Source organism: Streptomyces sp. NPDC096205, assembly GCF_044763135.1.
Lineage (GTDB): Bacteria > Actinomycetota > Actinomycetes > Streptomycetales > Streptomycetaceae > Streptomyces.
In genome coordinates this window covers 170,248-194,419 of record NZ_JBIWFS010000009.1, presented here as the reverse complement: position 1 = coordinate 194,419, position 24,172 = coordinate 170,248, and the positions used below count along the sequence as shown (strand labels likewise).

Below are 24,172 nucleotides of genomic sequence, written 5' to 3'. Positions count from 1 at the left end.
TCATGGCGCAGCTCAAGATCACGCAGGTCAAGTCCTACATCGGCAGCAAGCAGAACCACCGTGACACCCTGCGCTCCCTTGGTCTCAAGGGCATCAACACGCAGGTCGTCAAGGAGGACCGCCCCGAGTTCCGCGGCATGGTGCACACCGTCCGCCACCTCGTGACGGTCGAGGAGGTCGACTGATCATGGCGGAGAACAACCCGCTCAAGATCCACAACCTCCGTCCCGCCCCGGGCGCCAAGACCGCCAAGACCCGTGTGGGTCGTGGTGAGGCGTCGAAGGGTAAGACGGCCGGTCGTGGTACCAAGGGTACGAAGGCCCGTTACCAGGTTCCGGAGCGCTTCGAGGGTGGCCAGATGCCCCTCCACATGCGTCTTCCGAAGCTGAAGGGCTTCAAGAACCCGTTCAAGACCGAGTTCCAGGTCGTGAACCTCGACAAGCTGGCCGCGCTGTACCCGGAGGGTGGCGAGGTCACCGTCGAGGGTCTCGTCGCCAAGGGTGCCGTTCGCAAGAACAGCCTCGTCAAGGTCCTCGGCCAGGGCGAGATCTCCGTGGCGCTGCAGGTGACGGTCGACGCCGTCTCCGGCTCCGCCAAGGAGAAGATCACCGCCGCCGGCGGTACCGTCACCGAGCTCGTCTGAGTCCCTCAGGCGTCTCGATGACTTGAGCGATCCCGACCGGGGATACCCCACAAATGGGGTATCCCCGGTTGGTCGTTCCTAGGGTGGCAGTCTCGCCGGTAAGGTGGCCTGCACTGCCAACTTCCACTGGATGCCTCACATGGGGCACCCTGAGCGGCAGTTGACCGTTACTTATTCGTCGAACCTCAAGACCGTCACCCTTGACGCACTGGCGCGGGGGTCGCAGGAGGCACCGTGCTCACCGCGTTCGCCCGGGCGTTCAAGACGCCCGACCTGCGCAAGAAGCTGCTCTTCACGCTCGGCATCATCGTCGTCTACCGGGTCGGTACGCACATTCCGATCCCCGGCGTCGACTACCGGGCCGTGCAGGCATGTGTGGATCAGGCATCCGCCGGCAACCAGGGCCTGTTCGGTCTGGTCAACATGTTCAGCGGCGGCGCGCTGCTGCAGATCACGATCTTCGCGCTGGGCATCATGCCGTACATCACGGCGAGCATCATTCTGCAGCTGCTGACCGTGGTCATCCCGCGCCTCGAAGCCCTCAAGAAGGAGGGCCAGGCCGGTACGGCGAAGATCACGCAGTACACCCGTTATCTGACGGTGGCCCTCGCCATCCTCCAGGGCACCGGTCTGGTGGCGACCGCCCGCAGCGGCGCGCTGTTCAACGGCTGCCCGCAGGCCGCCTCGATCGTGCCGGACCAGTCGATCTTCACCACCGTCACGATGGTCATCACGATGACCGCCGGCACCGGCGTCGTCATGTGGCTCGGTGAGCTGATCACCGACCGCGGCATCGGCAACGGCATGTCGATCCTGATGTTCATCTCGATCGCCGCGTCCTTCCCCTCCGCCCTGTGGGCGATCAAGGAGCAGGGCGACCTGGCGGACGGCTGGATCGAGTTCGGCACCGTCATCCTCGTCGGCCTCGTGATGGTCGGCCTGGTGGTCTTCGTCGAGCAGGCCCAGCGCCGTATTCCGGTGCAGTACGCGAAGCGGATGATCGGCCGCCGCTCCTACGGCGGTACGTCCACGTACATCCCGCTGAAGGTGAACCAGGCGGGTGTGATTCCTGTCATCTTCGCTTCGTCGCTGCTCTACATTCCGGCTCTGATCGCCCAGTTCTCGAAGAGCACCTCGGGTTGGAAGACCTGGATCGAGAGCACGCTGGTCAGCGGCAACCACCCGATTTACATCAGCTTGTACTTCTTGCTCATCGTGTTCTTCGCGTTCTTCTATGTGGCGATCTCGTTCAACCCCGAGGAAGTCGCCGACAACATGAAGAAGTATGGTGGCTTCATCCCGGGCATCCGGGCTGGCCGACCGACCGCTGAGTACCTCTCGTACGTGCTCAACCGGATCACCTGGCCGGGTTCGCTGTACTTGGGCCTGATCGCTCTCGTGCCGACGATGGCGTTGGTTGGTTTTGGGGCGAACCAGAACTTCCCGTTCGGCGGGACCAGCATCCTGATCATCGTGGGTGTCGGTCTCGAGACGGTGAAGCAGATCGAGAGCCAGCTCCAGCAGCGCAATTACGAAGGGTTCCTCCGCTGATGCGAATCGTCCTCGTCGGGCCGCCGGGTGCCGGTAAGGGTACGCAGGCCACGCGCCTCGCTGAGAAGCTGCGGGTACCGCACATCTCCACGGGCGACCTGTTCCGGGCCAACATCAGCCAGCAGACCGAGCTGGGCAAGCTCGCCAAGTCCTACATGGACGCCGGCAACCTCGTCCCCGACGAGGTCACCATCGCCATGGCCAAGGACCGCATGGAGCAGCCGGACGCGGAGAACGGCTTCCTGCTGGACGGCTTCCCGCGCAATGTCTCGCAGGCCGAGGCGCTGGACGAGCTGCTGACGACCGAGGGCATCAAGCTGGACGCGGTGCTGGACCTGGAGGCCCCCGAGGAGGAGGTCGTCAAGCGGATCGCCGGCCGGCGCATCTGCCGCAACGACTCCGCGCACGTCTTCCACGTCACGTACAAGAAGCCCGCCAAGGAAGGCGTCTGCGACGTCTGCGGCGGCGAGCTGTACCAGCGTGACGACGACACCGAGGCGACGGTCCGCAACCGGCTCGAGGTCTACCACACGCAGACCGAGCCGATCATCGACTACTACAAGGCCCAGAGCCTGGTGGTCACGATCGAGGCCATGGGCCCGGTCGACGAGGTCACCGAGCGCGCCCTGGCCGCGCTCACGGGCGAAGACGCGTAAGCGTCCGTACGTCGCCGTAGCCGCGGTCCCTTCCCGAAGGGGCCGCGGCTGCTGTGTGGCTAGGCTGTTTATCGTGGATGGTTGAGTCATCCGTTCTTCCGGTCCAGAAAGGCCGTAGTCCCCATGGTGCAGATCAAGACCCCCGAGCAGATCGCCAAGATGCGGGCGGCGGGCCTGGTCGTGGCGGCCATCCACGCGGCCACGCGCGAGGCCGCGGTCCCGGGGGCCACGACCAAGGATCTCGACGAGGTCGCGCGCAAGGTGCTCGCCGAGCACGGCGCGAAGTCGAACTTCCTCGGCTACGGCGGCTTCCCCGCCACGATCTGCACCTCGGTCAACGAGGTCGTCGTCCACGGCATCCCCGCGGAGGACGTCGTCCTGAAGGACGGCGACATCATCTCCATCGACTGCGGCGCGATCGTCGACGGCTGGCACGGTGACGCCGCCTACACGGCCTTCGTGGGCTCCGGTCACGCCCCGGAGCTGATCGAGCTCTCCCGGGTGACCGAGGAGTCGATGTGGGCCGGCATCGCCGCGATGAAGCAGGGCAACCGGCTCCTCGACATCTCCAAGGCGATCGAGACGTACATCCGCCGCCAGCCGAAGCCGGGCGGCGGCCGCTACGGGATCATCGAGGACTACGGCGGTCACGGCATCGGCACCGAGATGCACATGGACCCGCACCTGCTGAACTACGTCGACCGGCGCCGCGGCAAGGGCCCCAAGCTGGTCCCCGGCTTCTGCCTGGCCATCGAGCCGATGGTGTCGCTGGGCACTCCGCGCACGGAGGTCCTGTCGGACGACTGGACGGTCATCACGACCGACGGCACGTGGTCGTCGCACTGGGAGCACTCTGTCGCGCTGACGGCTGAGGGACCTCTTGTGCTCACCGCCCCTGACGGTGGCAAGGCGAAGCTGGCCGAGTACGGAGTGACTGCCGCTCCCGACCCGCTGGCCTAGTTCCCCGCGCCCCTGGGTGGGCTGGGCTTAGGGATCTCTCCAGCAGGGCAGACTCCTCGGAACCCGCCCGATTCGTGTTTCCGGATGCGCTGACGTAGACTGACTCGTCGGCTCTCGTGTATCCGCATGTCTGCATGCCTCACGGAAGCCGATCAAGGTAGTCGATTCGAAGGGCGAAGCGTGGCCAAGAAGCAAGGTGCCATCGAGATCGAGGGCACTGTCGTCGAGTCTCTTCCGAACGCCATGTTCAAGGTCGAGCTCCAGAACGGCCACCAGGTTCTGGCACACATCAGCGGCAAGATGCGCATGCACTACATCCGCATCCTCCCTGACGACCGGGTCGTGGTGGAGCTGTCTCCGTACGACCTGACCCGTGGCCGGATCGTCTACCGGTACAAGTAGATCTTGCCCGCGCCCCGGGGTCTCCCCGTGGCGATGGCACTGACCCGGAGAACCTCACCCAATGAAGGTCAAGCCGAGCGTCAAGAAGATCTGCGACAAGTGCAGGGTGATCCGCCGTCACGGCCGGGTCATGATCATCTGCGAGAACCCGCGCCACAAGCAGCGCCAGGGCTGATCGCAGCAGATCACACCCTCTGCACCTCTATTGCAGAGTCTTCGCGCGACGCGAGCTGAATTTGTTCATACGCAGAGCCCAGGCGACCTCACGAGTGTCTGCCTGACACCCCCGGTTCGGAGGCCGGGGACCCAGTTCGTACCTGGTACGGCGGCTGGGAGTCGGTTCTGCGGAAGACCTCCGAAGATCACCAGGAGCCATTGAATGGCACGCGTTTCCGGTGTTGACATCCCGCGCGACAAGCGCGTGGAGGTCGCCCTCACCTACGTGTTCGGCATCGGCCGGACCCTCTCGAAGGAGACGCTGGCTGCGACCGGCGTCGACCCCAACACCCGCGTTCGCGACCTCTCCGAGGAGCAGCTCGTCGCGATCCGCGAGTACGTCGACAACAACATCAAGACCGAGGGTGACCTCCGTCGCGAGATCCAGGCCGACATCCGCCGCAAGGTCGAGATCGGCTGCTACCAGGGTCTGCGTCACCGTCGCGGTCTGCCCGTCCGCGGTCAGCGCACCAGCACCAACGCTCGTACCCGCAAGGGCCCGCGTCGCGCCATCGCCGGCAAGAAGAAGCCGGGCAAGAAGTAGTCCGCAGCGGACACCTGTCCACGGTCTTCGCTGTAGGACCGACCACCTCCCGTAGGAGTTAAAGGATGCCCCCCAAGGGACGTCAGGGCGCTGCCAAGAAGGTGCGCCGCAAGGAAAAGAAGAACGTCGCTCACGGCCACGCGCACATCAAGAGCACGTTCAACAACACGATCGTGTCGATCACGGACCCGTCCGGCAACGTGATCTCCTGGGCCTCCGCCGGCCACGTCGGCTTCAAGGGTTCCCGGAAGTCCACGCCGTTCGCCGCGCAGATGGCCGCCGAGTCGGCTGCCCGCCGCGCCCAGGAGCACGGCATGCGCAAGGTCGACGTGTTCGTCAAGGGCCCGGGCTCCGGTCGTGAGACCGCGATCCGCTCCCTGCAGGCCACGGGCCTCGAGGTCGGCTCCATCCAGGACGTCACCCCGACCCCGCACAACGGCTGCCGTCCGCCGAAGCGTCGTCGCGTCTGACGTACGGCTGCTTCGAGCAGGCTTGGTTTCGGGCGGTACGGCTCTGTAGGGCCGTATCGCCCGTACCCTTGCAGTACCCGTCCCTTTTGCCGGGGACGGTTCCGTCGGGCGTCAAATAGCGGGCGTCCACGAAAGAAGGATCTGATCCACACATGCTGATCGCTCAGCGTCCCTCGTTGACCGAAGAGGTCGTCGACGAGTTCCGCTCCCGGTTCGTGATCGAGCCGCTGGAGCCGGGCTTCGGTTACACCCTCGGCAACTCCCTCCGCCGTACCCTCCTCTCCTCGATCCCCGGCGCTGCTGTCACCAGCATCCGGATCGACGGCGTGCTGCACGAGTTCACCACCGTGCCGGGCGTCAAGGAGGACGTCACCGACCTGATCCTCAACATCAAGCAGCTGGTCGTCTCCTCGGAGCACGACGAGCCGGTCGTGATGTACCTGCGCAAGCAGGGCCCGGGTCTGGTCACCGCCGCCGACATCGCGCCCCCGGCCGGTGTCGAGGTGCACAACCCCGACCTCGTCCTCGCCACGCTCAACGGCAAGGGCAAGCTCGAGATGGAGCTCACGGTCGAGCGTGGCCGTGGTTACGTCTCCGCCGTGCAGAACAAGCAGGTGGGCCAGGAGATCGGCCGTATCCCGGTCGACTCCATCTACAGCCCCGTGCTGAAGGTCACGTACAAGGTCGAGGCCACGCGTGTCGAGCAGCGCACCGACTTCGACAAGCTGATCGTCGACGTCGAGACCAAGCAGGCGATGCGTCCCCGTGACGCCATGGCCTCCGCCGGTAAGACGCTGGTCGAGCTGTTCGGTCTCGCCCGCGAGCTGAACATCGACGCCGAGGGCATCGACATGGGTCCGTCCCCGACGGACGCCGCCCTGGCCGCCGACCTCGCGCTGCCGATCGAGGAGCTGGAGCTCACCGTTCGGTCGTACAACTGCCTCAAGCGTGAGGGCATCCACTCCGTGGGTGAGCTCGTCGCGCGTTCCGAGGCCGACCTCCTGGACATTCGCAACTTCGGTGCGAAGTCCATCGACGAGGTCAAGGCGAAGCTGGCCGGCATGGGCCTGGCCCTGAAGGACAGCCCGCCCGGATTCGACCCCACGGCCGCTGCCGACGCCTTCGGCGCCGACGACGACGCGGACGCGGGTTTCGTGGAGACCGAGCAGTACTGATCAGTACTTGATCGGTCCTTGCCGGTGAGCATCCGCTCATCGGGTTCCTGACCCCGGTACCTGATACGGCCGGGGCAGACACACAGGAGAAAGAACATGCCGAAGCCCACCAAGGGTGCCCGTCTGGGCGGCGGCGCCGCGCACGAGAAGCTCCTCCTCGCGAACCTGGCGAAGAGCCTCTTCGAGCACGGCCGCATCACCACCACCGAGGCGAAGGCGCGCCGTCTGCGTCCGTACGCCGAGCGTCTGATCACCAAGGCGAAGAAGGGTGACCTTCACAACCGCCGTCAGGTGCTGCAGGTCATCACGGACAAGGGCATCGTGCACACGCTCTTCACCGAGATCGGCCCGCGCTACGAGAACCGTCCCGGTGGTTACACCCGCATCACCAAGATCGGCAACCGCCGTGGCGACAACGCGCCCATGGCTGTCATCGAGCTGGTCGAGGCGCTGACGGTCGCGCAGCAGGCGACGGGTGAGGCCGAGGCCGCCACCCAGCGTGCCGCCAAGGACGCCGCGGCTCCCGCCGAGGCCACCGAGGCGACCGAGGCTCCTGCCGAGGAGTCGAAGGACGCGTAAGCGTTCTGCCGGGGGACTGTGCGTCCGCGGCCGCGGCGTCGTCGTGGCTTGTCGCGCAGTTCCCCGCGCCCCTGGCGGCGCTGCGGGCCCGCTCCCTTTTCGGGAGCGGGCCCGTTTTGTTGAGAGGATTCTGGGGTGAGTGACGAAGTACAGCCCGGGCATGTCCGTATCCGACTCGACCTGTCCTACGACGGGACCGACTTCTCCGGCTGGGCCAAGCAGGCCGGCGGGCGGCGGACCGTGCAGGGCGAGATCGAGGACGCGCTGCGGACGGTGACGCGGTCGCGGGAGACGTTCGAGCTGACGGTGGCCGGGCGGACCGATGCGGGGGTGCATGCGCGGGGGCAGGTGGCGCATGTGGATCTCCCCGAGGGCGTTTGGCGTGAGCATCACGAGAAGCTGCTCAAGCGGCTCGCCGGGCGGCTGTCGAAGGATGTGCGGGTGTGGGCGCTGCGCGAGGCGCCCAGCGGGTTCAACGCCCGCTTCTCGGCGGTGTGGCGGCGCTACGCCTACCGGGTCACCGACAACCCCGGGGGAGTGGACCCCCTGCTGCGGGGCCACGTCCTGTGGCACGACTGGCCGCTCGACGTGGACGCCATGAACGAGGCGGCGCGGGGGCTGCTGGGGGAGCACGACTTCGCGGCGTACTGCAAGAAGCGCGAGGGTGCCACGACCATCCGCACGCTGCAGGAGCTGAGCCTGGTCAAGGGCGCGGACGGGATCATCACGGCGACCGTGCGGGCGGACGCGTTCTGCCACAACATGGTGCGCTCGCTGATCGGCGCGCTGCTGTTCGTCGGGGACGGGCACCGCCCGGCGGACTGGCCCGCCAAGGTGCTGGCCGCCGGCGTGCGCGACTCGGCCGTCCATGTCGTACGGCCGCACGGGCTGACGCTGGAAGAGGTCGGCTACCCGGCGGACGAACTGCTCGCGGCGCGGAGCCGGGAGGCCCGGAATCGGCGGTCGCTGCCCGGTTCGTCCGGGTGCGAAACCTGTTAGTTACCTGCTTTTCTCACCAGAACTTCCGGCATATGGCGACATACCGGACGTAATCCTTCGCTTACCTCTTACGACTTTCACACCTCCCGTATAGCCTTTCCCTGCTCGGCCATTGGTTCGAATGGGGAGGCTGGGCCAGGGTGGGGGTCAACGGGCCTGTTGTGGCCCAGGGTGGGTTTCTTAGGCATGAGTTCTGTGGGACCCGTGCGCGCCGGCGGCCGTCGTGCCGTACGGCAGAGCGGCGGCCGGCGCAGGGCGGGGCGTGGGGGGCAGGCTTCGCTGGGCCTGCTGCCGCTGCCGCCGACGGACCGGGAGAAGTACTCGTACGCACGCCGGTATCTGTGGATTCTGACGGTCAGTTCGCTCGTCAGCTTCTGCTGTCTGACGGTGAGCCAGTTCAAGCTGGCGCAGTCCACGCCCATCCTGTGGGCGTACACGCCGCTGCTGGTCTTCACGGTGCTGTACTACCTGGTGTCGCTGCGGGTGAACGGCTTCACCCGCGACTTCGACATCGGCCACCACAAGCGCCTGGTGCACAACTGGCGCCCTGCGGTGTATCCGACCGTGGATGTCTTCCTGCCGGTGTGCGGTGAGCCCATCGAGGTGCTGCACAACACCTGGAAGCACGTGCGGGAGATGGCCGACCACTACCCGGGCGTCTGTGTGCCGTTCGTGCTCGACGACTCCGCCAGCCCCGAACTGGAGGCCATGGCGCGGGACTTCGGGTTCCGCTACGGCACCCGGGAGAACCGCGGCTGGTTCAAGAAGGCCGGCAACCTCCACTTCGGGTTCGCCCAGTCCGACGGCGAGTTCATCCTCATCCTGGACGCGGACTTCACCCCGCGCGCCGACCTGCTCGAAGAGCTGCTGCCCTACATGGCCGAGGACCCGCGCATCGGGATCGTCCAGTCGCCGCAGTACTTCCGGGTGCTGGACTCGCAGAACTGGATCGAGCGCGGCGCGGGCGCGGTGCAGGAGCTGTTCTACCGCTCCGTGCAGGTCTCCCGGCAGGGCAGCGACGGCGCGATCTGCGTCGGCAGCTGTGCCGTCTACCGGCGTGCCGCCCTGGAGACCAACGGCGGCACCACCCTCATCGAGCACTCCGAGGACGTGCACACCGGCTTCGACCTGCGCGGCCTCGGCTGGGACCTGCGCTATGTGCCGGTCGCGGTGTCCACGGGCGTGTGCCCCGACAACGCCGGCGCCTTCTTCAACCAGCAGTACCGCTGGTGCTCCGGCTCCATGAGCCTGCTCGGCAGCCGCAAGTTCTGGCAGGCGAGGATCAAGTTCTCCAGCCGGCTCTGCTACATGTCCGGCTTCTTCTACTACATCCACACGGCGCTGTTCACCTTCGCCGCCCCGGTCATCCCGATCGTGCTGCTGCTGGCCATGCCGGAGAAGCTGATGGTGGAGCATCTGCTGCTGGTCGCGCCGAGCATCCTCTACACCACGATCGTCTTCCCGATGTGGCACCGCGCCCCCTACCGCCTCGAGGCCTGGGCCGCCCGCATGATGTACGGCTGGGCGCACGTCTTCGCCATCTGGGACATCCTGCGCAAGAACCGCATGGGATGGCAGCCGACCGGCTCCTCGGGCGCCAAGAAGAACAAGACCCGGCGCTTCTGGATCGGCATGTGGGTCTGGAGCGGCGGCACGGCCCTGATCTGGGTCCTCGCCGCGGTGTACCGCACCTTCACCATGGACGCCCCCGACTTCGCGCTGATCCTGTCCTCCGGGCTGTTCTACGCGCTCGTCGTCGGCCGCGTCCTGGTCCAGCCCCGCGCGGAGGCGACGGCCCGATGACCTTCCTCACCCGCACCCGTACGGCCCTCGTGGCCTGCCTGATCACCCTGCTCGCGCTCAGCGGCTGCTCGCTGCTCGGCGACGACGACACCGGCGCCGACGGCTCCGCGAACGGCGGCGGCAAGGGCGGCCCGCGGGTCTCCGAGAGCGCCGAGGCGGCCGTCCCCTACGACGTCGTCCCGCTGCTGCGGCCGGAGAAGAAGTACTTCGGCGCCGCCGTCGAGGGCGCGCCGAACTCCATGGACGGCTACCGGGCCTACTCCGACATGGTCGGCAAGCAGCCCAACCTCATCGAGTACTACGCCGCCTGGGGCGACGGCTTCGACGCCACCGGCGTGCGCAACGCCTGGCGCGAGGGCGCCCTGACGCTGGTGTCCTGGGAGCCGTTCGACGTCTCCCTCGCCGACATTGCCGCGGGGAGGTCGGACGCCTACCTCACCGAGTACGCGACGGCGGTCCGCAGGCTGAACCTGCCCGTCGTGATCTCCTTCGCCGACGAGTTCAACGGCCACTGGGAGAAGTGGGGCACCAAGTACGCCACGCCCCAGCAGTACGTCGCCGCCTGGCGGCACTTGCACGACGCGTTCGCCGAGGCCGGCGCGACCAACGTGATCTGGGCCTGGTCGCCGAACATCGTCAACCCCGTCGCGAGCGTCAGGCTCGAGCCGTACTACCCCGGCGACGGCTACGTCGACTGGATCGGCCTGATCGGCTACTGGACCGTCGAGCAGCCCAACGCCTTCGACAGCGTCTTCGGGCCCACCCAGAAGCAGGTGCGCGGCTTCACCGAGAAGCCGATGATCCTGCTGGAGACCGCCGCCATGGCCGGTGAGCGGCGCCGGGACGACATCCGCATCCTCTTCGAGAGCGTGGCCGCGGACGAGGACCTGCTCGGCTTCATCTGGTTCAACCACAACAAGCGCGCCGACTGGCGACTGGAGGCGAGCCCGCTGGCGCTGGAGGAGTTCAAGCGCCTGGCCGCCGACGACCGGTTCGGCTTCGACGTACGGAAGCCGCGATGACCTCCCGATACGAGCACTACACGCCCCAGCCGTACGATCCCTACGCCGACCAGTCCGATCACCCGTACTACCAGGACGCGTACCAGCAACAGCACTACGGCTACGACGTCCAGGCCGAGCCGTACCAGCAGGAGTACCGGCAGCAGCAGCCGGTGCAGGACCCCGCGCCGCAGGAGAGCTGGGAGCGGCAGGAGTTCTGGGAGCCGGAGCAGCCCGCCTACCACGTGCCCGAGACGCCCGAGGCCGGCTGGGACGACCAGCCGAGCCGGCGCCGCGACCGGGTCAGCCGGGGCCTCCTCCTGGTGATCCTCGTGATCCAGGCGGCGCTGTCGCTGCGGCTGGCCAACACGGCCTTCCAGGACGAGGCCCTCTATGTGGCGGCCGGGCACAACATCATCGACCACTGGACCGACGGCACCCCGCTGAACAACGGCTACGAGAAGTACTTCTCCGGCTCGCCGGTGCTCTACCCGGTGGCGGCCGCGTTCGTGGACGGGTACTTCGGCCTGACCGGGGCCCGGCTGCTCAGCCTCGTCTGCATGCTCGGCGCGACGGCCCTGCTGTACTCCTTCACCCGGCGCCTGTTCAACGAGCGCGTGGCCCTCGCGGCCGCGGCCCTGTTCGCGGTGACCCAGCCCAGCATCGTCCTCGGCTTCTTCGCCACCTACGACGCCCCGGCGATCTTCCTGCTGTCGCTCGCCGCGTGGATCGTCGTGCGCACCGGCCGGGGCCCGGTCGTGGCCGTGCTGCTCGCCGCGCCGGTCATGGTGCTGGCGGTCGCCGTGAAGTACGCCTCCGGGCTCTATCTGCCGACGCTCGTCGTGCTCGCCGCGCTGACCGCCTGGCACAGTCGCGGCTGGGCCGCCCTGCTGCGTGCCCTCGTGCTGGGCCTGGGCACGGCCGCTCTCGTCGGCCTGGGCCTGCTGTACACCGACGTGCTCGCCGGTGTGCAGCAGACCACCACCAACCGGCAGCACGGCACCGACTCCGCGATGTCGCTGATAGAGAAGTCCGTCGAGTGGGGCGGCCTGATGTTCGCCACCGCCGTCGCGGGCGCCCTCGCCTACATGCTGCGCGGCCGGATGAACGAGTCCCCGCGCTCCTACGGCCTGATGGGCCCCGGCTGGCGCTGGCGCGCCCTGCTCGGCACGGTGCTCACCTGCACCGCGCTGCTGGCCCCGGCGTACCAGATCCATCTGCAGACCTCGGTCTCGCTCTACAAGCACCTCGACTTCGGCCTGCTCTTCGCCGCGCCGATGGCGGGTGTCGGGGTGATACGGCTGGTCGGCAAGCACTTCCGCTATCCGCAGCTGGGCATCCTGCTGTGGGTGTCGGCCCTGTGCCTCGGCGTCTCCCAGTCCGAGTGGCGGTTCGGGCTGTGGCCCGACTCCCGGGCGATGGTCCAGGCGATCGAGCCGTACATGAAGCCCGACGGCCACTACCTCGGCGCGACCTACGAGGTGCCGACGTACTACCTGCGCGACAGGACCGACCACGCGCAGTGGTCCTCGACGTACGGCTTCGGCTACTCGGACAAGCAGGGCAAGCCGCACGAGGGCCGGGAGGCGTACCGCCTCGCCCTCCAGGACGGCTACTTCGATCTCGTCCTGCTGGACGGCATCGCCACCCCGGACCTGGAGGAGTTCCTCGCGCGGGAGATCACCAGAAGCGGCCACTACCGGCTGATCGGCAAGATCCCGCACGAGATGCCGGGGGCGACGACCTCCTACCGGATCTGGGTCAAGACGTCCTGAGCGGCCGAGGGGGGCCGTATCGGGTTTCGGGCGCAGGGCACACCGCGTCCGCAGGGGAGGGGAAAGAGAGATGACGTACGACACGGAGGGCGTCCGCGTCACCGTGGTGATGCCCACCTACAACGAGGCGGCCAATCTGCCGCGCATGGCCGAGGCGGTGCTGGGGCTTCCGTTGCCGGGGCTGCGGCTGAAGGTGGTAGACGACTCCAGCCCGGACGGCACCGGGCGGGTCGCCGAGGAGCTGGCGGAGAAGTACAACGCCGACGGCCCGCGCATGAGCGTGCTGCACCGCACCGAGAAGGACGGACTCGGCCGCGCCTACGTGGCCGGTATGAGCGCGGCGCTCGCCGAGGGCGCCGAGTACGTCGTCCAGATGGACGCCGACGGCAGCCACCCGGTGGACGCCGTGCCGCGCATGCTCGACACGGCCCTGACCGAGGGCGTCGGCCTGGTGGTCGGCAGCCGGTACGTCGAGGGCGGCGCGCTGGACGAGGAGTGGGGCCGGCACCGGGTGCTGCTGTCCCGGTTCGCCAACCGCTACGCCCGGACCGTGCTCGGCACCGACATCCGGGACATCACCGCCGGCTTCAACCTGTGGTCGGCCGCCACGCTGCGCGACGTCGACCTGGCCGCCCTGGACAGCGCGGGCTACAGCTTCCAGGTGGAGCTGAAGTACAAGGCCGTACGTGCGGGGCACCGGGCGGTGGAGGTCCCCATCCGCTTCGAGGAGCGGATGGAGGGCACCTCCAAGATGACGCTGCGCACACAGCTGGAGTCGGCGGTGGTGCCGATCCGGCTGCGCCTCAAGCGCCACTGAGCGCCACTGAGCGCTACTGCTGGGCCGCCGCCGACGCCTGGGCCTCGCCGCGGCGGCGGATCTGGCGGAAGGTGAACTCGGCCAGGTCGTCGCCCTGCTTGAACACCGCGGTGTCCTTGGTGGTGACGTCCTTGCCGCCGGTGAACCCGGTGACGGTGAAGTAGGCGTACCGGCCGTAGCTGTTCGTCGTCGAGCGGCAGACGGCGCCGTCGCAGAAGTCCTTGACGCCGTTGCCGGACAGTGCGCGCACCAGGCTCTTGGAATCGGCCTGCCCCTTGGCCAGGGTGGCCTGCGTCTCGGTGTCGAAGACGGCCACGCCGACGGTCACCGCGACACCGTCCTTGATGTACGTCACCCGCAGCAGACGCCGGCAGTCGTTGTCCTTGAGGACCTTCGGGAGCGTGCCCTGGGTGGCCGAGGCGCAGTTCTTCGTGTCCGCGGTCGGGCCCTTGCGGTACACGGTCTCGCCCATGGTCAGCTGCGTGCCCGGGAAGAGGATGTCCGGGCTCAGCGGGGCCGTGTCCTTGTTCTTGCTGGAGACGAAGTCCTTGGGGTCCAGCGGCGGCGGCGCGGTCGTCGGCTCGAAGGACGGCGCCGGGCCCGTGGAGCTGGGGATGTCCGCCGTCGCGGGCAGCTGCGAGGCCGGCCCGTTCGCCTCGGGCCCGCCGTCGTTCGCCGAGACCACGGCCACGGCGACGGCCGCGCCCACCGCGACGGTGGCCAGCGCGCCGCCGACGACCATCAACAGCCGGCGTCGCTTCTTGCGCGCCTCCGACGCCTCGGCCAGTGCCGCCCAGTCGGGGCTCCCGTCGGTGCCGCTGTTCCAGGACTGCTGCTGCGAATGCGGTGTCCAGGGATCCCACTGGGACTGGGGTCCCCCCTGCCCATAGCTCATGGGGGTGCATCTTAGAGGGGGCCCTTGTGCGCCGTACGCGTAGACTGGGTGCTTCGAACAGCCCACAGCGGTGGCGTTCCGGCTCGTTTTGACCCGGCCGTGGCGCCGCAGGTATCCTGCGTGTTCGTTGTGTATTGGCTTGCTCATTCTCACGGGACGGGCCCTTACACCGGTCCACCGGGCCGATGACCAGCGACCAGCACGCGGTTTGCGTCACCGCAGTGCGGTCAAGGCTGTCGTGATCGTTTCGGTGACCTGTTCAGGACCATTCACTCGAAGCGAAGGCTACGAACCGTGCGTACGTACAGCCCCAAGCCCGGCGATGTGACGCGCCAGTGGCACGTCATCGACGCTCAGGACGTTGTCCTGGGTCGTCTCGCCACCACCGCCGCGTCCCTTCTGCGGGGCAAGCACAAGCCGATCTACGCGCCCCACGTCGACACCGGTGACTTCGTCATCATCATCAACGCCGACAAGGTGCACCTGTCCGGCAACAAGCGGACCCAGAAGATGGCGTACCGCCACTCCGGTTACCCGGGTGGTCTGCGCTCCGTCCGCTACGACGAGCTGCTGGCCAAGAACCCCGAGAAGGCCATCGAGAAGGCCGTCAAGGGCATGCTCCCCAAGAACACCCTGGGCCGTCAGATGCTCTCCAAGCTGAAGGTCTACTCGGGCGACCAGCACCCGCACGCTGCCCAGCAGCCGGTGCCGTTCGAGATCACCCAGGTCGCGCAGTAAGTCCGGCCACCCCCTAAGACTGAAGAGAATCTGAGGAGCATCGTGGCCGAGACCACTGCCGAGCAGCCGCTCGAAGAGCTTGACATCGACAGCTACACCACCGAGTCCGAGGTTCCGGTGGAGGGCGAGTACACCACCGAGTCCCTCGCCTCCCGCTTCGGCGAGCCCCAGCCGGCCGCCGGCCTGGGTCGTCGCAAGAACGCCATCGCCCGCGTCCGGATCGTCCCGGGCACCGGCAAGTGGAAGATCAACGGTCGCACCCTCGAGGACTACTTCCCGAACAAGGTGCACCAGCAGGAAGTCAACGAGCCGTTCAAGGTTCTCGAGCTCGAGGGCCGTTACGACGTCATCGCCCGCATCGCCGGTGGCGGCGTCTCCGGCCAGGCCGGCGCCCTGCGCCTCGGCGTGGCCCGTGCGCTGAACGAGGCCGACGTCGACAACAACCGCGGCCCGCTGAAGAAGGCCGGCTTCCTCAAGCGCGACGACCGTGCGGTCGAGCGCAAGAAGGCCGGTCTGAAGAAGGCCCGCAAGGCCCCGCAGTACAGCAAGCGCTAAGCTTCGCTGCCTGCTCGTACGTCTTCGGGGCCCCGCCCCGCCTGCGTACTTCGAACGCCCCGGCGGCACGCCACGTGCCGTCGGGGCGTTCGTTTATCCCAGTGATGGGTTTATCCCAGTGATGGGCGTATAACGACACAAGGCGATCGTGGGCCTGTGTCATCTGAACACCGGGCATCGAGCCCCTCGTGCGCCCGGTACGGAAGCGGCGTGCGCGAGCCGCACCGGCACGCCCTTCCCGAACTGACGCTTTTCTCAGGAGGACAAGTGGGACGACTCTTCGGCACGGACGGCGTGCGCGGTGTCGCCAACGCGGATCTGACGGCCGAGATGGCCCTCGGTCTCTCCGTCGCGGCGGCCCACGTGCTGGCCGAGGCGGGCACCTTCCAGGGCCACCGGCCGACCGCGGTGGTCGGACGGGACCCGCGCGCGTCCGGGGAGTTCCTGGAGGCCGCGGTCGTCGCGGGCCTCGCCAGCGCCGGGGTGGACGTGCTGCGCGTCGGCATCCTGCCCACGCCGGCCGTCGCGTACCTGACCGGTGCGCTCGGCGCCGACCTGGGCGTCATGCTCTCCGCCAGCCACAACGCCATGCCCGACAACGGCATCAAGTTCTTCGCCCGCGGCGGCCACAAGCTCGCCGACGAGCTGGAGGACCGTATCGAGTCCGTCTACGAGGAGCACCGCACCGGCGCGCCGTGGGACCGGCCGACCGGGTCGGGCGTGGGCCGGGTCCGCAACTACGACGAGGGCTTCGACAAGTACGTCGCCCACCTCGTCGGCGTCCTGCCCAACCGCCTCGACGGCCTGAAGATCGTCCTCGACGAGGCGCACGGCGCGGCCGCCTGGGTGTCGCCCGAGGCGTTCTCCCGGGCCGGCGCGGAGATCGTCACCATCGGCGCCGAGCCCGACGGCCTCAACATCAACGACGGCTGCGGCTCGACCCACCTCGACAAGCTCAAGGCCGCGGTCGTCGAGCACGAGGCCGCGTTCGGTATCGCGCACGACGGCGACGCCGACCGGTGCCTCGCCGTGGACCACACCGGCGAGGAGATCGACGGCGACCAGATCCTGGCCGTCCTCGCCCTCGCCATGCGGGAGCGGGGCGCGCTGCGGTCCGACACCGTCGTCGCCACCGTCATGTCCAACCTCGGGTTCAAGCTGGCCATGGAGCGCGAGGGCCTCCAGCTGGTGCAGACCGGGGTGGGCGACCGGTACGTGCTGGAGTCGATGAAGCAGCACGGGTACGCGCTCGGTGGTGAGCAGTCCGGGCACGTGATCATCCTGGACCACGCGACGACCGGTGACGGCACGCTGACGGGGCTGATGCTCGCCGCGCGCGTGGCCGAGACGGGCAAGTCGCTGCGGGAGCTGGCCTCGGTGATGGAGCGGCTGCCGCAGGTGCTCATCAACGTCCCTGACGTGGACAAGTCCCGGGTGAAGACCTCCGGGGAGCTGGCTGCGGCGGTCTCCGAGGCGGAGCGGGAGCTGGGGGCGACCGGGCGGGTGCTGTTGCGTCCCTCCGGGACCGAGCCGCTGGTCCGGGTCATGGTGGAGGCGGCTGACATCGAGCAGGCGCGGTCCGTGGCCGGGCGGCTGGCTGATGTGGTGAAGTCGGCGCTCGGTTAATTGCCGGGTTTGTGGGGTGCGGGGTTCTGTGCGTTGCGGGCTTTCCGTTGTGGGTGGTTGCTCGCGCAGTTCCCCGCGCCCCTTCAGGCACGCCTCCAGAGCCATTTTTGAAGCATCAAGGTCATCGTCCCCGCGGCCACGATTCCGCCCAGGTTGGCCAGGAGTTGGGCGGCTGAGCCCCAGGTCTGGGAGTAGTCGCTGTAGCTGAAGGCCATGGCGGCGTTGGCGGCGGCGGGGACGGTCGTCACCGAGATGGCGACGCCGATCAGGGCGCCGGACTTGGCAGAGGTCAGGGAGAGCGTGCCGGCGATGCCGGCCAGGAAGGCGACCACGAAGGACATCCAGTCCGGCTGCCAGATGAAGGCCGTGTTGGGGCGGGCGGCCTCGATCATGTCCTTGTCGAAGAGGCCGAAGGCGTCCATGAGCCAGCCGAAGCCCGCGGTGAGGATCATGGCGGCGGCGAAGCCGGCCAGCAGCGCCCACAGGCAGCGCCACACGCGGTGCGGGGTCCGCTGGACCAGGGCCGTGCAGATACCGGCCAGCGGCCCGAACTCGGGGCCGACCGCCATCGCGCCGACGATCAGGATGGCGTTGTCGAGCATCACACCGCAGGCCGCGAGCATGGTCGCCACGGCCAGGAAACCGATGTAGGTGACGCTGAGCGTCGACTCCTCGTGGGTCACGTCCGTCAGGTGGTCCCACAGGACCGCGTCGGCGCCCTCGCCGGGGGCCTCCTCCTCGGCCTTGTCGGCGCGCTTCGACAGCGACAGGTCGATGTTCTCCACGGCGATCGAACCGGTCGCGTCGAGCCCCAGTTCCTGGAGGTCGCCGATGAGTTCGTCGGCGGCCTCGCGGGCCACGTCACACATCACGACGTCCCCGGCCGGGTTGCGGGCGGCGCCCGGAACCACCACCACGTGGGTGGTGCCCACCGTCTTCTCGATGAGACGGACCACGGCGTCGGTCTGCCCGGCCGGTGTGATCAGACGCAGATGCAGCATGCGGCCTTTCTAGCAGGCCCGTCTTTCCGGCGTGTCAGAGCTTCCGCAGGCTGAGGCGCTGCACCTTGTGGTCCGGGCCCTTGCGCAGCACCAGGGCGGCGCGGCCGCGGGTCGGGGCGATGTTCTCCACCAGGTTCGGCTTGTTGATCGTGCGCCACATCGTGCGGGCGTAGTCCAGGGCCTCCTCCTCGGAGACCTGGGTGTACCGGCGGAAGTACGAGGACGGGTTCTGGAACGCCGTCTCGCGCAGGCGCTTGAAGCGGTTGAGGTACCAGCGCTCGATGTCCTCGATGCGGGCGTCGACGTACACGCTGAAGTCGAAGTAGTCGGCGAGGCCGACCCGGGTGCGGCCGTCCTTGCCGGGCAGGGCGGGCTGCAGGACGTTCAGGCCCTCGACGATCAGGATGTCCGGGCGGCGGACCGTGAGCTTCTCGCCGGGGACGATGTCGTAGATCAGGTGCGAGTAGACGGGGGCCGTCACCTCGCCCTTGCCGGCCTTGATGTCGGCGACGAACCGGGTCAGGGCCCGGCGGTCGTACGACTCCGGGAAACCCTTGCGGGACATCAGGCCGCGGCTCTGGAGCTCATGGGTCGGCAGCAGGAAGCCGTCCGTCGTGACCAGCTCGACGCGCGGGTGCTCGGGCCAGCGCGAGAGGAGGGCCTGGAGCAGTCGGGCGACGGTGGACTTTCCCACGGCGACCGAACCGGCGACTCCTATGACGAAGGGGGTGCCCGACTGGGAGCCCTGCTCGCCGAGGAAGGTGTTCAGGGCGCCGCGCAGACCGTCCGTGGCACCGACGTAGAGATTGAGGAGCCGGGACAGCGGCAGGTAGATGTCCCGGACCTCGTCGAGGTCGATGACATCGCCGAGACCGCGCAGCTTCTCGACCTCCTCGGCACTCAGCGGCAGCGGCGTCTTGTCACGCAGCGCGCTCCACTCGGCTCGGGTGAGGTCGAGGTAGGGAGTCGCCTCCGGCCTGGGCCGGTGGGCGCTCCGGGGCATCGCGGGGACCGGAGAGATCACAGTCCATTGTTAACGCTGTTTGAACGGGGTGGTGGGTGTGCTCCGTCACGCCGGGTCTTCACCGCCGACCGATGTGGTGCTCTTGAGGGGCCGAACGGGGCTGATTATTTCCGAATCCGGGCACGCGAAGGGGTGTTCAGGCATTCGGACGCCCTTAGGCTGCCTCGCATGTGCGGAATCGTGGGATACGTAGGGCCGCAGTCGGCGCTAGAGGTCGTCATGGCCGGACTGAAGCGGCTGGAGTACCGGGGGTACGACTCGGCGGGCGTCGCCGTGCTCTCGGACGGCGGGCTCGCCGCCGCCAAGCGGGCCGGCAAGCTGGTCAACCTGGAGAAGGAGCTGGCCGAGCACGCGCTGCCGACCGGCTCGACCGGCATCGGACACACCCGCTGGGCCACGCACGGCGGCCCGACCGACGCCAACGCCCACCCTCACCTGGACAACGCCGGGCGGGTGGCGGTCGTGCACAACGGCATCATCGAGAACTTCGCCGCGCTGCGCGCCGAGCTGGCCGAACGCGGGCACGCGCTGGCCTCCGAGACGGACACCGAGGTGGTGGCCCATCTCCTGGCCGAGGAGTTCTCCGCGACGGCGGACCTGGCGGAGGCGATGCGGCTCGTGTGCCGCCGCCTTGAAGGTGCGTTCACGCTGGTCGCGGTGCACGCGGACGAGCCGGACGTGGTGGTGGGCGCGCGCCGCAACTCGCCGCTCGTGGTCGGCGTCGGCGCGGGCGAGACCTTCCTCGCCTCCGACGTGGCCGCGTTCATCGCCCACACCCGCTCGGCGATCGAGCTGGGCCAGGACCAGGTGGTCGAGCTGCGCCGGGACGGCGTCACGGTGACCGGCTTCGACGGCCGTCCCGCCGACGTCCGCTCCTACCACGTCGACTGGGACGCCTCCGCCGCGGAGAAGGGCGGCTACGACTACTTCATGCTCAAGGAGATCGCCGAGCAGCCCAAGGCGGTCGCCGACACACTGCTCGGCCGCATCGACGCGGCCGGCTCCCTCACGCTCGACGAGGTGCGCATCTCGGCGGCCGAGCTGCGGGAGATCGACAAGGTCGTCATCATCGCCTGCGGTACGGCGTACCACGCGGGCCTGATCGCCAAGTACGCCATCGAGCACTGGACCCGCATCCCCTGCGAGGTCGAGCTGGCCAGCGAGTTCCGCTACCGCGACCCGATCCTGGACCCCCGTTCGCTGGTCATCGCCATCTCCCAGTCCGGCGAGACCATGGACACGCTGATGGCCCTGCGCCACGCACGCGAACAGGGCTCCAAGGTCCTGGCCATCTGCAACACCAACGGCTCCACCATCCCCCGCGAGTCGGACGCCGTCCTCTACACCCACGCGGGCCCGGAGGTGGCCGTCGCCTCGACGAAGGCGTTCCTCACCCAACTGGTGGCCTGCTACCTGGTGGCCCTGTACCTGGGCCAGGTCCGCGGCACCAAGTGGGGTGACGAGGTCCGCGCCGTGATCCGGGACCTCGCCGAGATCTCCGGCGAGGTCGAGCGGGTCCTGCGGACCATGGAGCCCGTACGGGAGCTGGCGCGGTCCCTGGCCTCCAAGGGCACGGTCCTGTTCCTGGGCCGCCACGTGGGCTACCCCGTCGCCCTCGAAGGCGCCCTCAAGCTCAAGGAACTCGCCTACATGCACGCGGAGGGCTTCGCCGCGGGCGAGCTCAAGCACGGGCCCATCGCCCTGATCGAGGAGGACCTGCCCGTGGTGGTGGTCGTCCCGTCACCTCGGGGCCGGTCCGTCCTCCACGACAAGATCGTCTCCAACATCCAGGAGATCCGCGCGCGAGGTGCCCGCACGATCGTCATCGCCGAGGAGGGCGACGAGGCGGTCGTCCCGTACGCCGACCATCTGATCCGCATCCCTGCCACCCCTGTGCTCCTCCAGCCCCTCGTCTCGACCGTCCCGCTCCAGGTCTTCGCATGCGAACTGGCCGCTGCGCGGGGCAACGAGGTGGATCAGCCTCGGAACCTGGCGAAGTCGGTGACGGTGGAGTAGGCCTTCAGGGCCTGGAGAAAGGGAGCGAAGGCTCCGACCTGGAGGGTGAGGGTGCCGCGGGTCGGGGCCTTTGAGTCGCGGATGGATATGTGGGTCCGCGTGTGGGCGACTTCGACACAGGCGTTGCCGTCGCCGCTGCCGGAGTAGGACGACTTGCGCCAGGGGGTGGTCTTCACGCTGTCGAGGAAGGCGGTGAAGGCGGCGGTGGGGAAGGTGAGGGGGCCGTGGGTGGGGGCTTTTGAGTCGCGGATGGCTATCTGGGCCCGTCGGTCGGCGATCTCCACACAGGCGTCACCCTGGCCCCCACCGGAGTAGGACGATTTGTGCCAGGTGTCGAGGGTCGTCATGGCCTACAGCTCCTTCGCCAAGCAGCGGATGAACTCACGAGAGCGGTCGGGTTCGAGTGACACTGCTTCCACCCTACGAAGGAGCGTTCGATAACGGCTGAGCTGGGCTTCGGAGTCGATGAACACCGGGCCGTTGGGGCCGTCGCGCACCACGGTGTCCAGCTTGGGGATGGGGCCGCCCGCGCGCCGGGCGGGGTGGACACTCCGGCCCGGGGCGGCGGCTTTCCGCCGGTGGGAGTGGCGCGCACCCACTCGGTGAGTGTCTGCATCATTTGTTGCAACCTGGGGCGGGCAGCAGGCCGTACGGACCGCTGTGTGCGCAACAAACGATGAGAATCCACTGACGCGCCGCCCCGGCCGGTCCCCCGTCCCCGGTTCCCGGCCTCCGGTCCCCTGGGGCGGCACCACCCCCATCCACGGCCGCAAGCCGCCGAGCCAGCCCGCCTCCACCACGGCCCCGGCGCGCCCGGCACCACCACCGGCGGGTGGCCGCTGAGCCCGCCCGGCGTGCCGCCACGGGTCTGCCGCGTGCGGCACCCGGGACGGCCTGGCGGCGCCAGGCAATGCCGGAGTGCCCCCGGCCACCCGCCGCGCGCGGCGCCCGGGACGGCCCGGCGGCCGCTAAGCCGTGGCGGCGTGCATGTGCGGCGCAGGCGCGCTCCCGCAACGCCCATCCCGCTCCCAGGTGGGCTCAGGGGGTCACTTCCCTGGCCCCCCGTTTTCCGGGCCTGCCCGCTCGCTTCTCCCTCGTGCTGGAGCGCCCCGTGTCAAGGGTGGCCCGCAGGGCCATCGGCGGCAGCCGACGCGACCGCAGGGAGCGCCCTTTACTCGGGGCGTGGAAGCACGACACTGGCAAAGAAGCGGGCGGCCCAACCTCAGCCAAGGCAGCGCGGCTCATCGGCAGCGCGCTTTCCGAGTCGCTCTGGAGGGGCCTAATCGAGGACGTCCCGCCACGCCCTCCGCAGTGCCTCCGCCACGTCCTGCGCCCCCACGGGTGCGCCCTGTGCGGCGTACCGCCCTGCCAGGCCGTGGAGGTAGGCCGCCGCGCTCGCCGCGTCCCGTGGGGCGAGGCCTGCTGCCAGGAGGGACCCCGCCAGGCCTGACAGGACGTCGCCGCTGCCTGCTGTGGCCAGCCAGGAGGTGCCTGTCGGGTTCACTCGTACCGGGGTGTCCGTGGTCGCGTCGGCCACCAGGGTCGTCGAGCCCTTCAGGAGGACCGTCGCCCCGTAGCGCCTCGCCAGTTCGCGGGCCGAGTTCAGGCGGGCGCGCTCCACCTCCTCGCGCGTCACCCCCAGGAGGGCGGCCGCCTCTCCGGCGTGCGGGGTCATCAGGGTGGGGGCCGTACGGGCGCGTACCGTCTCCTGGTCCGCCAGGCGCAGGCCGTCGGCGTCCAGGAGTACGGGGACGTCCGTGGACAGGACCTCGGCCACCGTCGCCGCGTCATCGCCTGCACCCGGGCCCACCACCCAGGCCTGGACCCGGCCGGCCTTGGCCGGGCCCCGGTCCGAGACCAGGGTTTCCGGGAAGCGGGCGATCACCGCGTCCGCGGCGGGGCCCACGTAGCGGACCGCGCCTGCGCCGCCCCGTAGGGCGCCCGCCACGGCCAGGACCGCCGCGCCCGGGTAGCGGGCCGAGCCGGCGGCCACGCCCACCACGCCCCGCCGGTACTTGTCGCTCTCGGGGGCCGGTACGGGGAGCAGCCCCGCCACGTCTCTGTGCTGGAGCGCCTCCACCTCCGGGACCTCCGGCAGGGTCAGGCCGATGTCCACCAGGCGGACCGAGCCCGCGTACTCCCGCGCCGGGTCGATCAGCAGGCCCGGCTTGTGCGTGCCGAAGGTGACCGTGAGGTCGGCCCGGATCGCGCGGCCGTGCACCTCACCCGTGTCGGCGTCCACACCGCTCGGCAGGTCCACCGCCACGACCGGAACACCAGCACGCTCGCAGACGACAGCCAACCGCTCCGCCTCCGGGCGCAGGCCCCCCTTGCCGCCGATGCCCACGATCCCGTCCAGGACCAGATCCGCCCGGGAGATCCACTTCTCCGCGTCCGTCGTGTCCCGCACCTTGCCGCCCGCCCTGCGCAGGGCCGCGAGGCCCCCCGCGTGCGCCCGGTCCGGGGTCAGCAGCACCGCCGTCACGCCCGCGCCCCGGCGCACCAGCCTCGCCCCCGCGTACAGGGCGTCGCCGCCGTTGTCGCCGCTGCCGATCAGCAGCACGACCCTGCTGCCGTAGACCCGGCCGAGTACGTCGGCGCAGGCCGCTGTCAGGCCGGCCGCGGCCCGCTGCATCAGCGTCCCCTCCGGCAGGCGTGCCATCAGGCTCCGCTCGGCGGTCCGTACCGTTTCCACGCTGTAGGCAGTACGCATGACGACGAGTCTG

At 69.0% G+C, this 24,172-nt stretch carries 25 protein-coding genes and 2 pseudogenes; 20 read left to right on the top strand and 7 right to left on the bottom strand.

What is annotated here, in order from left to right:
- The first annotated feature begins 2 nt into the window (after nt 1-2).
- The 16 genes from rpmD (at nt 3) to ACIQ6Y_RS30330 (ending at nt 13,591) form a co-directional block, all read left to right on the top strand.
- Complete coding sequence (gene rpmD, locus ACIQ6Y_RS30405) at nt 3-185, top strand: 50S ribosomal protein L30 (protein WP_003974250.1); 183 nt, start codon at nt 3-5, stop codon at nt 183-185.
- 2 nt (nt 186-187) lie between these two features.
- Complete coding sequence (gene rplO / locus ACIQ6Y_RS30400; RefSeq protein WP_003974249.1) at nt 188-643, top strand: 50S ribosomal protein L15; 456 nt, start codon at nt 188-190, stop codon at nt 641-643.
- Between the two features lie 234 nt (nt 644-877).
- Complete coding sequence (secY, locus tag ACIQ6Y_RS30395; protein WP_404043682.1) at nt 878-2,194, top strand: preprotein translocase subunit SecY; 1,317 nt, start codon at nt 878-880, stop codon at nt 2,192-2,194.
- Nucleotides 2,194-2,850, top strand: a complete 657-nt coding sequence (locus tag ACIQ6Y_RS30390) for an adenylate kinase (protein WP_404043680.1) — start codon at nt 2,194-2,196, stop codon at nt 2,848-2,850. The genes secY and ACIQ6Y_RS30390 overlap by 1 nt, the downstream gene beginning before the upstream one ends.
- 123 nt (nt 2,851-2,973) lie before the next feature.
- Entirely contained in the window at nt 2,974-3,810 is an 837-nt protein-coding gene (gene map, locus ACIQ6Y_RS30385; RefSeq protein ID WP_404043678.1) for a type I methionyl aminopeptidase, read from the top strand.
- Between the two features lie 180 nt (nt 3,811-3,990).
- Complete coding sequence (infA, locus tag ACIQ6Y_RS30380) at nt 3,991-4,212, top strand: translation initiation factor IF-1 (RefSeq protein WP_003948620.1); 222 nt, start codon at nt 3,991-3,993, stop codon at nt 4,210-4,212.
- Between the two features lie 61 nt (nt 4,213-4,273).
- Nucleotides 4,274-4,387: a 50S ribosomal protein L36 gene (gene rpmJ, locus ACIQ6Y_RS30375; RefSeq protein ID WP_004984509.1), complete on the top strand. Its 114-nt coding sequence runs from the start codon at nt 4,274-4,276 to the stop codon at nt 4,385-4,387.
- 204 nt (nt 4,388-4,591) lie between these two features.
- Nucleotides 4,592-4,972, top strand: a complete 381-nt coding sequence (gene rpsM / locus ACIQ6Y_RS30370) for a 30S ribosomal protein S13 (protein ID WP_208899296.1) — start codon at nt 4,592-4,594, stop codon at nt 4,970-4,972.
- Between the two features lie 65 nt (nt 4,973-5,037).
- Nucleotides 5,038-5,442 carry a 30S ribosomal protein S11 gene (gene rpsK, locus ACIQ6Y_RS30365; RefSeq protein WP_003956432.1) on the top strand — a complete coding sequence of 135 codons (405 nt, stop codon included), beginning with the start codon at nt 5,038-5,040 and terminating at the stop codon, nt 5,440-5,442.
- A 152-nt stretch (nt 5,443-5,594) separates the two neighbouring features.
- Nucleotides 5,595-6,617 (top strand): DNA-directed RNA polymerase subunit alpha, encoded by a 1,023-nt coding sequence (locus tag ACIQ6Y_RS30360; protein ID WP_003966937.1) that lies wholly within the window; start codon nt 5,595-5,597, stop codon nt 6,615-6,617.
- A 96-nt stretch (nt 6,618-6,713) separates the two neighbouring features.
- Nucleotides 6,714-7,196 (top strand): 50S ribosomal protein L17, encoded by a 483-nt coding sequence (gene rplQ, locus ACIQ6Y_RS30355; protein WP_404043675.1) that lies wholly within the window; start codon nt 6,714-6,716, stop codon nt 7,194-7,196.
- Nucleotides 7,197-7,331: 135 nt separating this feature from the next.
- Nucleotides 7,332-8,195 (top strand): tRNA pseudouridine(38-40) synthase TruA, encoded by an 864-nt coding sequence (gene truA / locus ACIQ6Y_RS30350; RefSeq protein WP_404043673.1) that lies wholly within the window; start codon nt 7,332-7,334, stop codon nt 8,193-8,195.
- Nucleotides 8,196-8,381: 186 nt separating this feature from the next.
- Complete coding sequence (locus ACIQ6Y_RS30345; protein ID WP_404043671.1) at nt 8,382-9,998, top strand: glycosyltransferase family 2 protein; 1,617 nt, start codon at nt 8,382-8,384, stop codon at nt 9,996-9,998.
- Nucleotides 9,995-11,020 carry a glycoside hydrolase family 26 protein gene (locus ACIQ6Y_RS30340; RefSeq protein WP_404043669.1) on the top strand — a complete coding sequence of 342 codons (1,026 nt, stop codon included), beginning with the start codon at nt 9,995-9,997 and terminating at the stop codon, nt 11,018-11,020. The genes ACIQ6Y_RS30345 and ACIQ6Y_RS30340 overlap by 4 nt, the downstream gene beginning before the upstream one ends.
- Nucleotides 11,017-12,774: a glycosyltransferase family 39 protein gene (locus ACIQ6Y_RS30335; RefSeq protein WP_404043668.1), complete on the top strand. Its 1,758-nt coding sequence runs from the start codon at nt 11,017-11,019 to the stop codon at nt 12,772-12,774. The genes ACIQ6Y_RS30340 and ACIQ6Y_RS30335 overlap by 4 nt, the downstream gene beginning before the upstream one ends.
- Nucleotides 12,775-12,844: 70 nt before the next feature.
- Nucleotides 12,845-13,591 (top strand): polyprenol monophosphomannose synthase, encoded by a 747-nt coding sequence (locus ACIQ6Y_RS30330; RefSeq protein ID WP_404043666.1) that lies wholly within the window; start codon nt 12,845-12,847, stop codon nt 13,589-13,591.
- A 13-nt stretch (nt 13,592-13,604) separates the two neighbouring features.
- Here the strand turns inward: ACIQ6Y_RS30330 and ACIQ6Y_RS30325 are convergent, their stop codons facing one another.
- The gene (locus ACIQ6Y_RS30325) at nt 13,605-14,486 is read right to left on the bottom strand and encodes a hypothetical protein (protein ID WP_404043664.1); all 882 of its coding nucleotides are present in this window, start codon (nt 14,484-14,486) and stop codon (nt 13,605-13,607) included.
- Between the two features lie 294 nt (nt 14,487-14,780).
- On the opposite strand from ACIQ6Y_RS30325, the gene rplM reads away from it, so the two are divergent.
- From rplM to glmM, 3 genes are all read left to right on the top strand, one after another.
- Nucleotides 14,781-15,224 carry a 50S ribosomal protein L13 gene (rplM, locus tag ACIQ6Y_RS30320; RefSeq protein WP_402631455.1) on the top strand — a complete coding sequence of 148 codons (444 nt, stop codon included), beginning with the start codon at nt 14,781-14,783 and terminating at the stop codon, nt 15,222-15,224.
- Nucleotides 15,225-15,266: 42 nt separating this feature from the next.
- Nucleotides 15,267-15,779, top strand: a complete 513-nt coding sequence (gene rpsI / locus ACIQ6Y_RS30315; protein ID WP_404043662.1) for a 30S ribosomal protein S9 — start codon at nt 15,267-15,269, stop codon at nt 15,777-15,779.
- Nucleotides 15,780-16,046: 267 nt separating this feature from the next.
- Entirely contained in the window at nt 16,047-17,405 is a 1,359-nt protein-coding gene (gene glmM, locus ACIQ6Y_RS30310; protein ID WP_404043661.1) for a phosphoglucosamine mutase, read from the top strand.
- An 83-nt stretch (nt 17,406-17,488) separates the two neighbouring features.
- Here the strand turns inward: glmM and ACIQ6Y_RS30305 are convergent, their stop codons facing one another.
- The gene (locus tag ACIQ6Y_RS30305) at nt 17,489-18,406 is read right to left on the bottom strand and encodes a DUF389 domain-containing protein (protein ID WP_404043659.1); all 918 of its coding nucleotides are present in this window, start codon (nt 18,404-18,406) and stop codon (nt 17,489-17,491) included.
- Between the two features lie 34 nt (nt 18,407-18,440).
- Nucleotides 18,441-19,409: a type I pantothenate kinase gene (coaA, locus tag ACIQ6Y_RS30300; RefSeq protein WP_404043658.1), complete on the bottom strand. Its 969-nt coding sequence runs from the start codon at nt 19,407-19,409 to the stop codon at nt 18,441-18,443.
- A gap of 189 nt (nt 19,410-19,598) precedes the next feature.
- Between coaA and glmS the strand changes: the two genes are divergently transcribed.
- Nucleotides 19,599-21,446, top strand: coding sequence for a glutamine--fructose-6-phosphate transaminase (isomerizing) (gene glmS / locus ACIQ6Y_RS30295; protein ID WP_404043656.1), 1,848 nt, complete (start codon nt 19,599-19,601; stop codon nt 21,444-21,446).
- On the opposite strand, the gene ACIQ6Y_RS30290 is transcribed toward glmS, so the two are convergent.
- From ACIQ6Y_RS30290 to ACIQ6Y_RS30275, 4 genes and pseudogenes are all read right to left on the bottom strand, one after another.
- Nucleotides 21,407-21,622 carry a DUF397 domain-containing protein gene (locus ACIQ6Y_RS30290; RefSeq protein ID WP_404044174.1) on the bottom strand — a complete coding sequence of 72 codons (216 nt, stop codon included), beginning with the start codon at nt 21,620-21,622 and terminating at the stop codon, nt 21,407-21,409. The two genes, glmS and ACIQ6Y_RS30290, sit on opposite strands and share 40 nt — an antisense overlap.
- A gap of 6 nt (nt 21,623-21,628) precedes the next feature.
- Nucleotides 21,629-21,793: pseudogene (locus tag ACIQ6Y_RS30285) on the bottom strand (DUF397 domain-containing protein); the annotation flags it as partial.
- A 3-nt stretch (nt 21,794-21,796) separates the two neighbouring features.
- Nucleotides 21,797-21,976, bottom strand: a pseudogene (locus tag ACIQ6Y_RS30280) (Scr1 family TA system antitoxin-like transcriptional regulator); the annotation flags it as partial.
- Nucleotides 21,977-22,725: 749 nt separating this feature from the next.
- On the bottom strand, nt 22,726-24,159 hold the full coding sequence (locus ACIQ6Y_RS30275; protein WP_404043654.1) for an NAD(P)H-hydrate dehydratase: 1,434 nt from the start codon (nt 24,157-24,159) through the stop codon (nt 22,726-22,728).
- Nucleotides 24,160-24,172: the final 13 nt, after the last annotated feature.

Coding starts and splice junctions, on each gene's coding strand:
- rpmD (WP_003974250.1), top strand. CDS start 3: ATGGCGCAGCTCAAGATCACGCAGGTCAAGTCCTACATCGGCAGCAAG.
- rplO (WP_003974249.1), top strand. CDS start 188: ATGGCGGAGAACAACCCGCTCAAGATCCACAACCTCCGTCCCGCCCCG.
- ACIQ6Y_RS30390 (WP_404043680.1), top strand. CDS start 2,194: ATGCGAATCGTCCTCGTCGGGCCGCCGGGTGCCGGTAAGGGTACGCAG.
- map (WP_404043678.1), top strand. CDS start 2,974: ATGGTGCAGATCAAGACCCCCGAGCAGATCGCCAAGATGCGGGCGGCG.
- rpmJ (WP_004984509.1), top strand. CDS start 4,274: ATGAAGGTCAAGCCGAGCGTCAAGAAGATCTGCGACAAGTGCAGGGTG.
- rpsM (WP_208899296.1), top strand. CDS start 4,592: ATGGCACGCGTTTCCGGTGTTGACATCCCGCGCGACAAGCGCGTGGAG.
- rpsK (WP_003956432.1), top strand. CDS start 5,038: ATGCCCCCCAAGGGACGTCAGGGCGCTGCCAAGAAGGTGCGCCGCAAG.
- ACIQ6Y_RS30360 (WP_003966937.1), top strand. CDS start 5,595: ATGCTGATCGCTCAGCGTCCCTCGTTGACCGAAGAGGTCGTCGACGAG.
- rplQ (WP_404043675.1), top strand. CDS start 6,714: ATGCCGAAGCCCACCAAGGGTGCCCGTCTGGGCGGCGGCGCCGCGCAC.
- ACIQ6Y_RS30345 (WP_404043671.1), top strand. CDS start 8,382: ATGAGTTCTGTGGGACCCGTGCGCGCCGGCGGCCGTCGTGCCGTACGG.
- ACIQ6Y_RS30340 (WP_404043669.1), top strand. CDS start 9,995: ATGACCTTCCTCACCCGCACCCGTACGGCCCTCGTGGCCTGCCTGATC.
- ACIQ6Y_RS30335 (WP_404043668.1), top strand. CDS start 11,017: ATGACCTCCCGATACGAGCACTACACGCCCCAGCCGTACGATCCCTAC.
- ACIQ6Y_RS30330 (WP_404043666.1), top strand. CDS start 12,845: ATGACGTACGACACGGAGGGCGTCCGCGTCACCGTGGTGATGCCCACC.
- ACIQ6Y_RS30325 (WP_404043664.1), bottom strand. CDS start 14,486: ATGAGCTATGGGCAGGGGGGACCCCAGTCCCAGTGGGATCCCTGGACA.
- ACIQ6Y_RS30305 (WP_404043659.1), bottom strand. CDS start 18,406: ATGCTGCATCTGCGTCTGATCACACCGGCCGGGCAGACCGACGCCGTG.
- coaA (WP_404043658.1), bottom strand. CDS start 19,409: ATGCCCCGGAGCGCCCACCGGCCCAGGCCGGAGGCGACTCCCTACCTC.
- glmS (WP_404043656.1), top strand. CDS start 19,599: ATGTGCGGAATCGTGGGATACGTAGGGCCGCAGTCGGCGCTAGAGGTC.
- ACIQ6Y_RS30275 (WP_404043654.1), bottom strand. CDS start 24,159: ATGCGTACTGCCTACAGCGTGGAAACGGTACGGACCGCCGAGCGGAGC.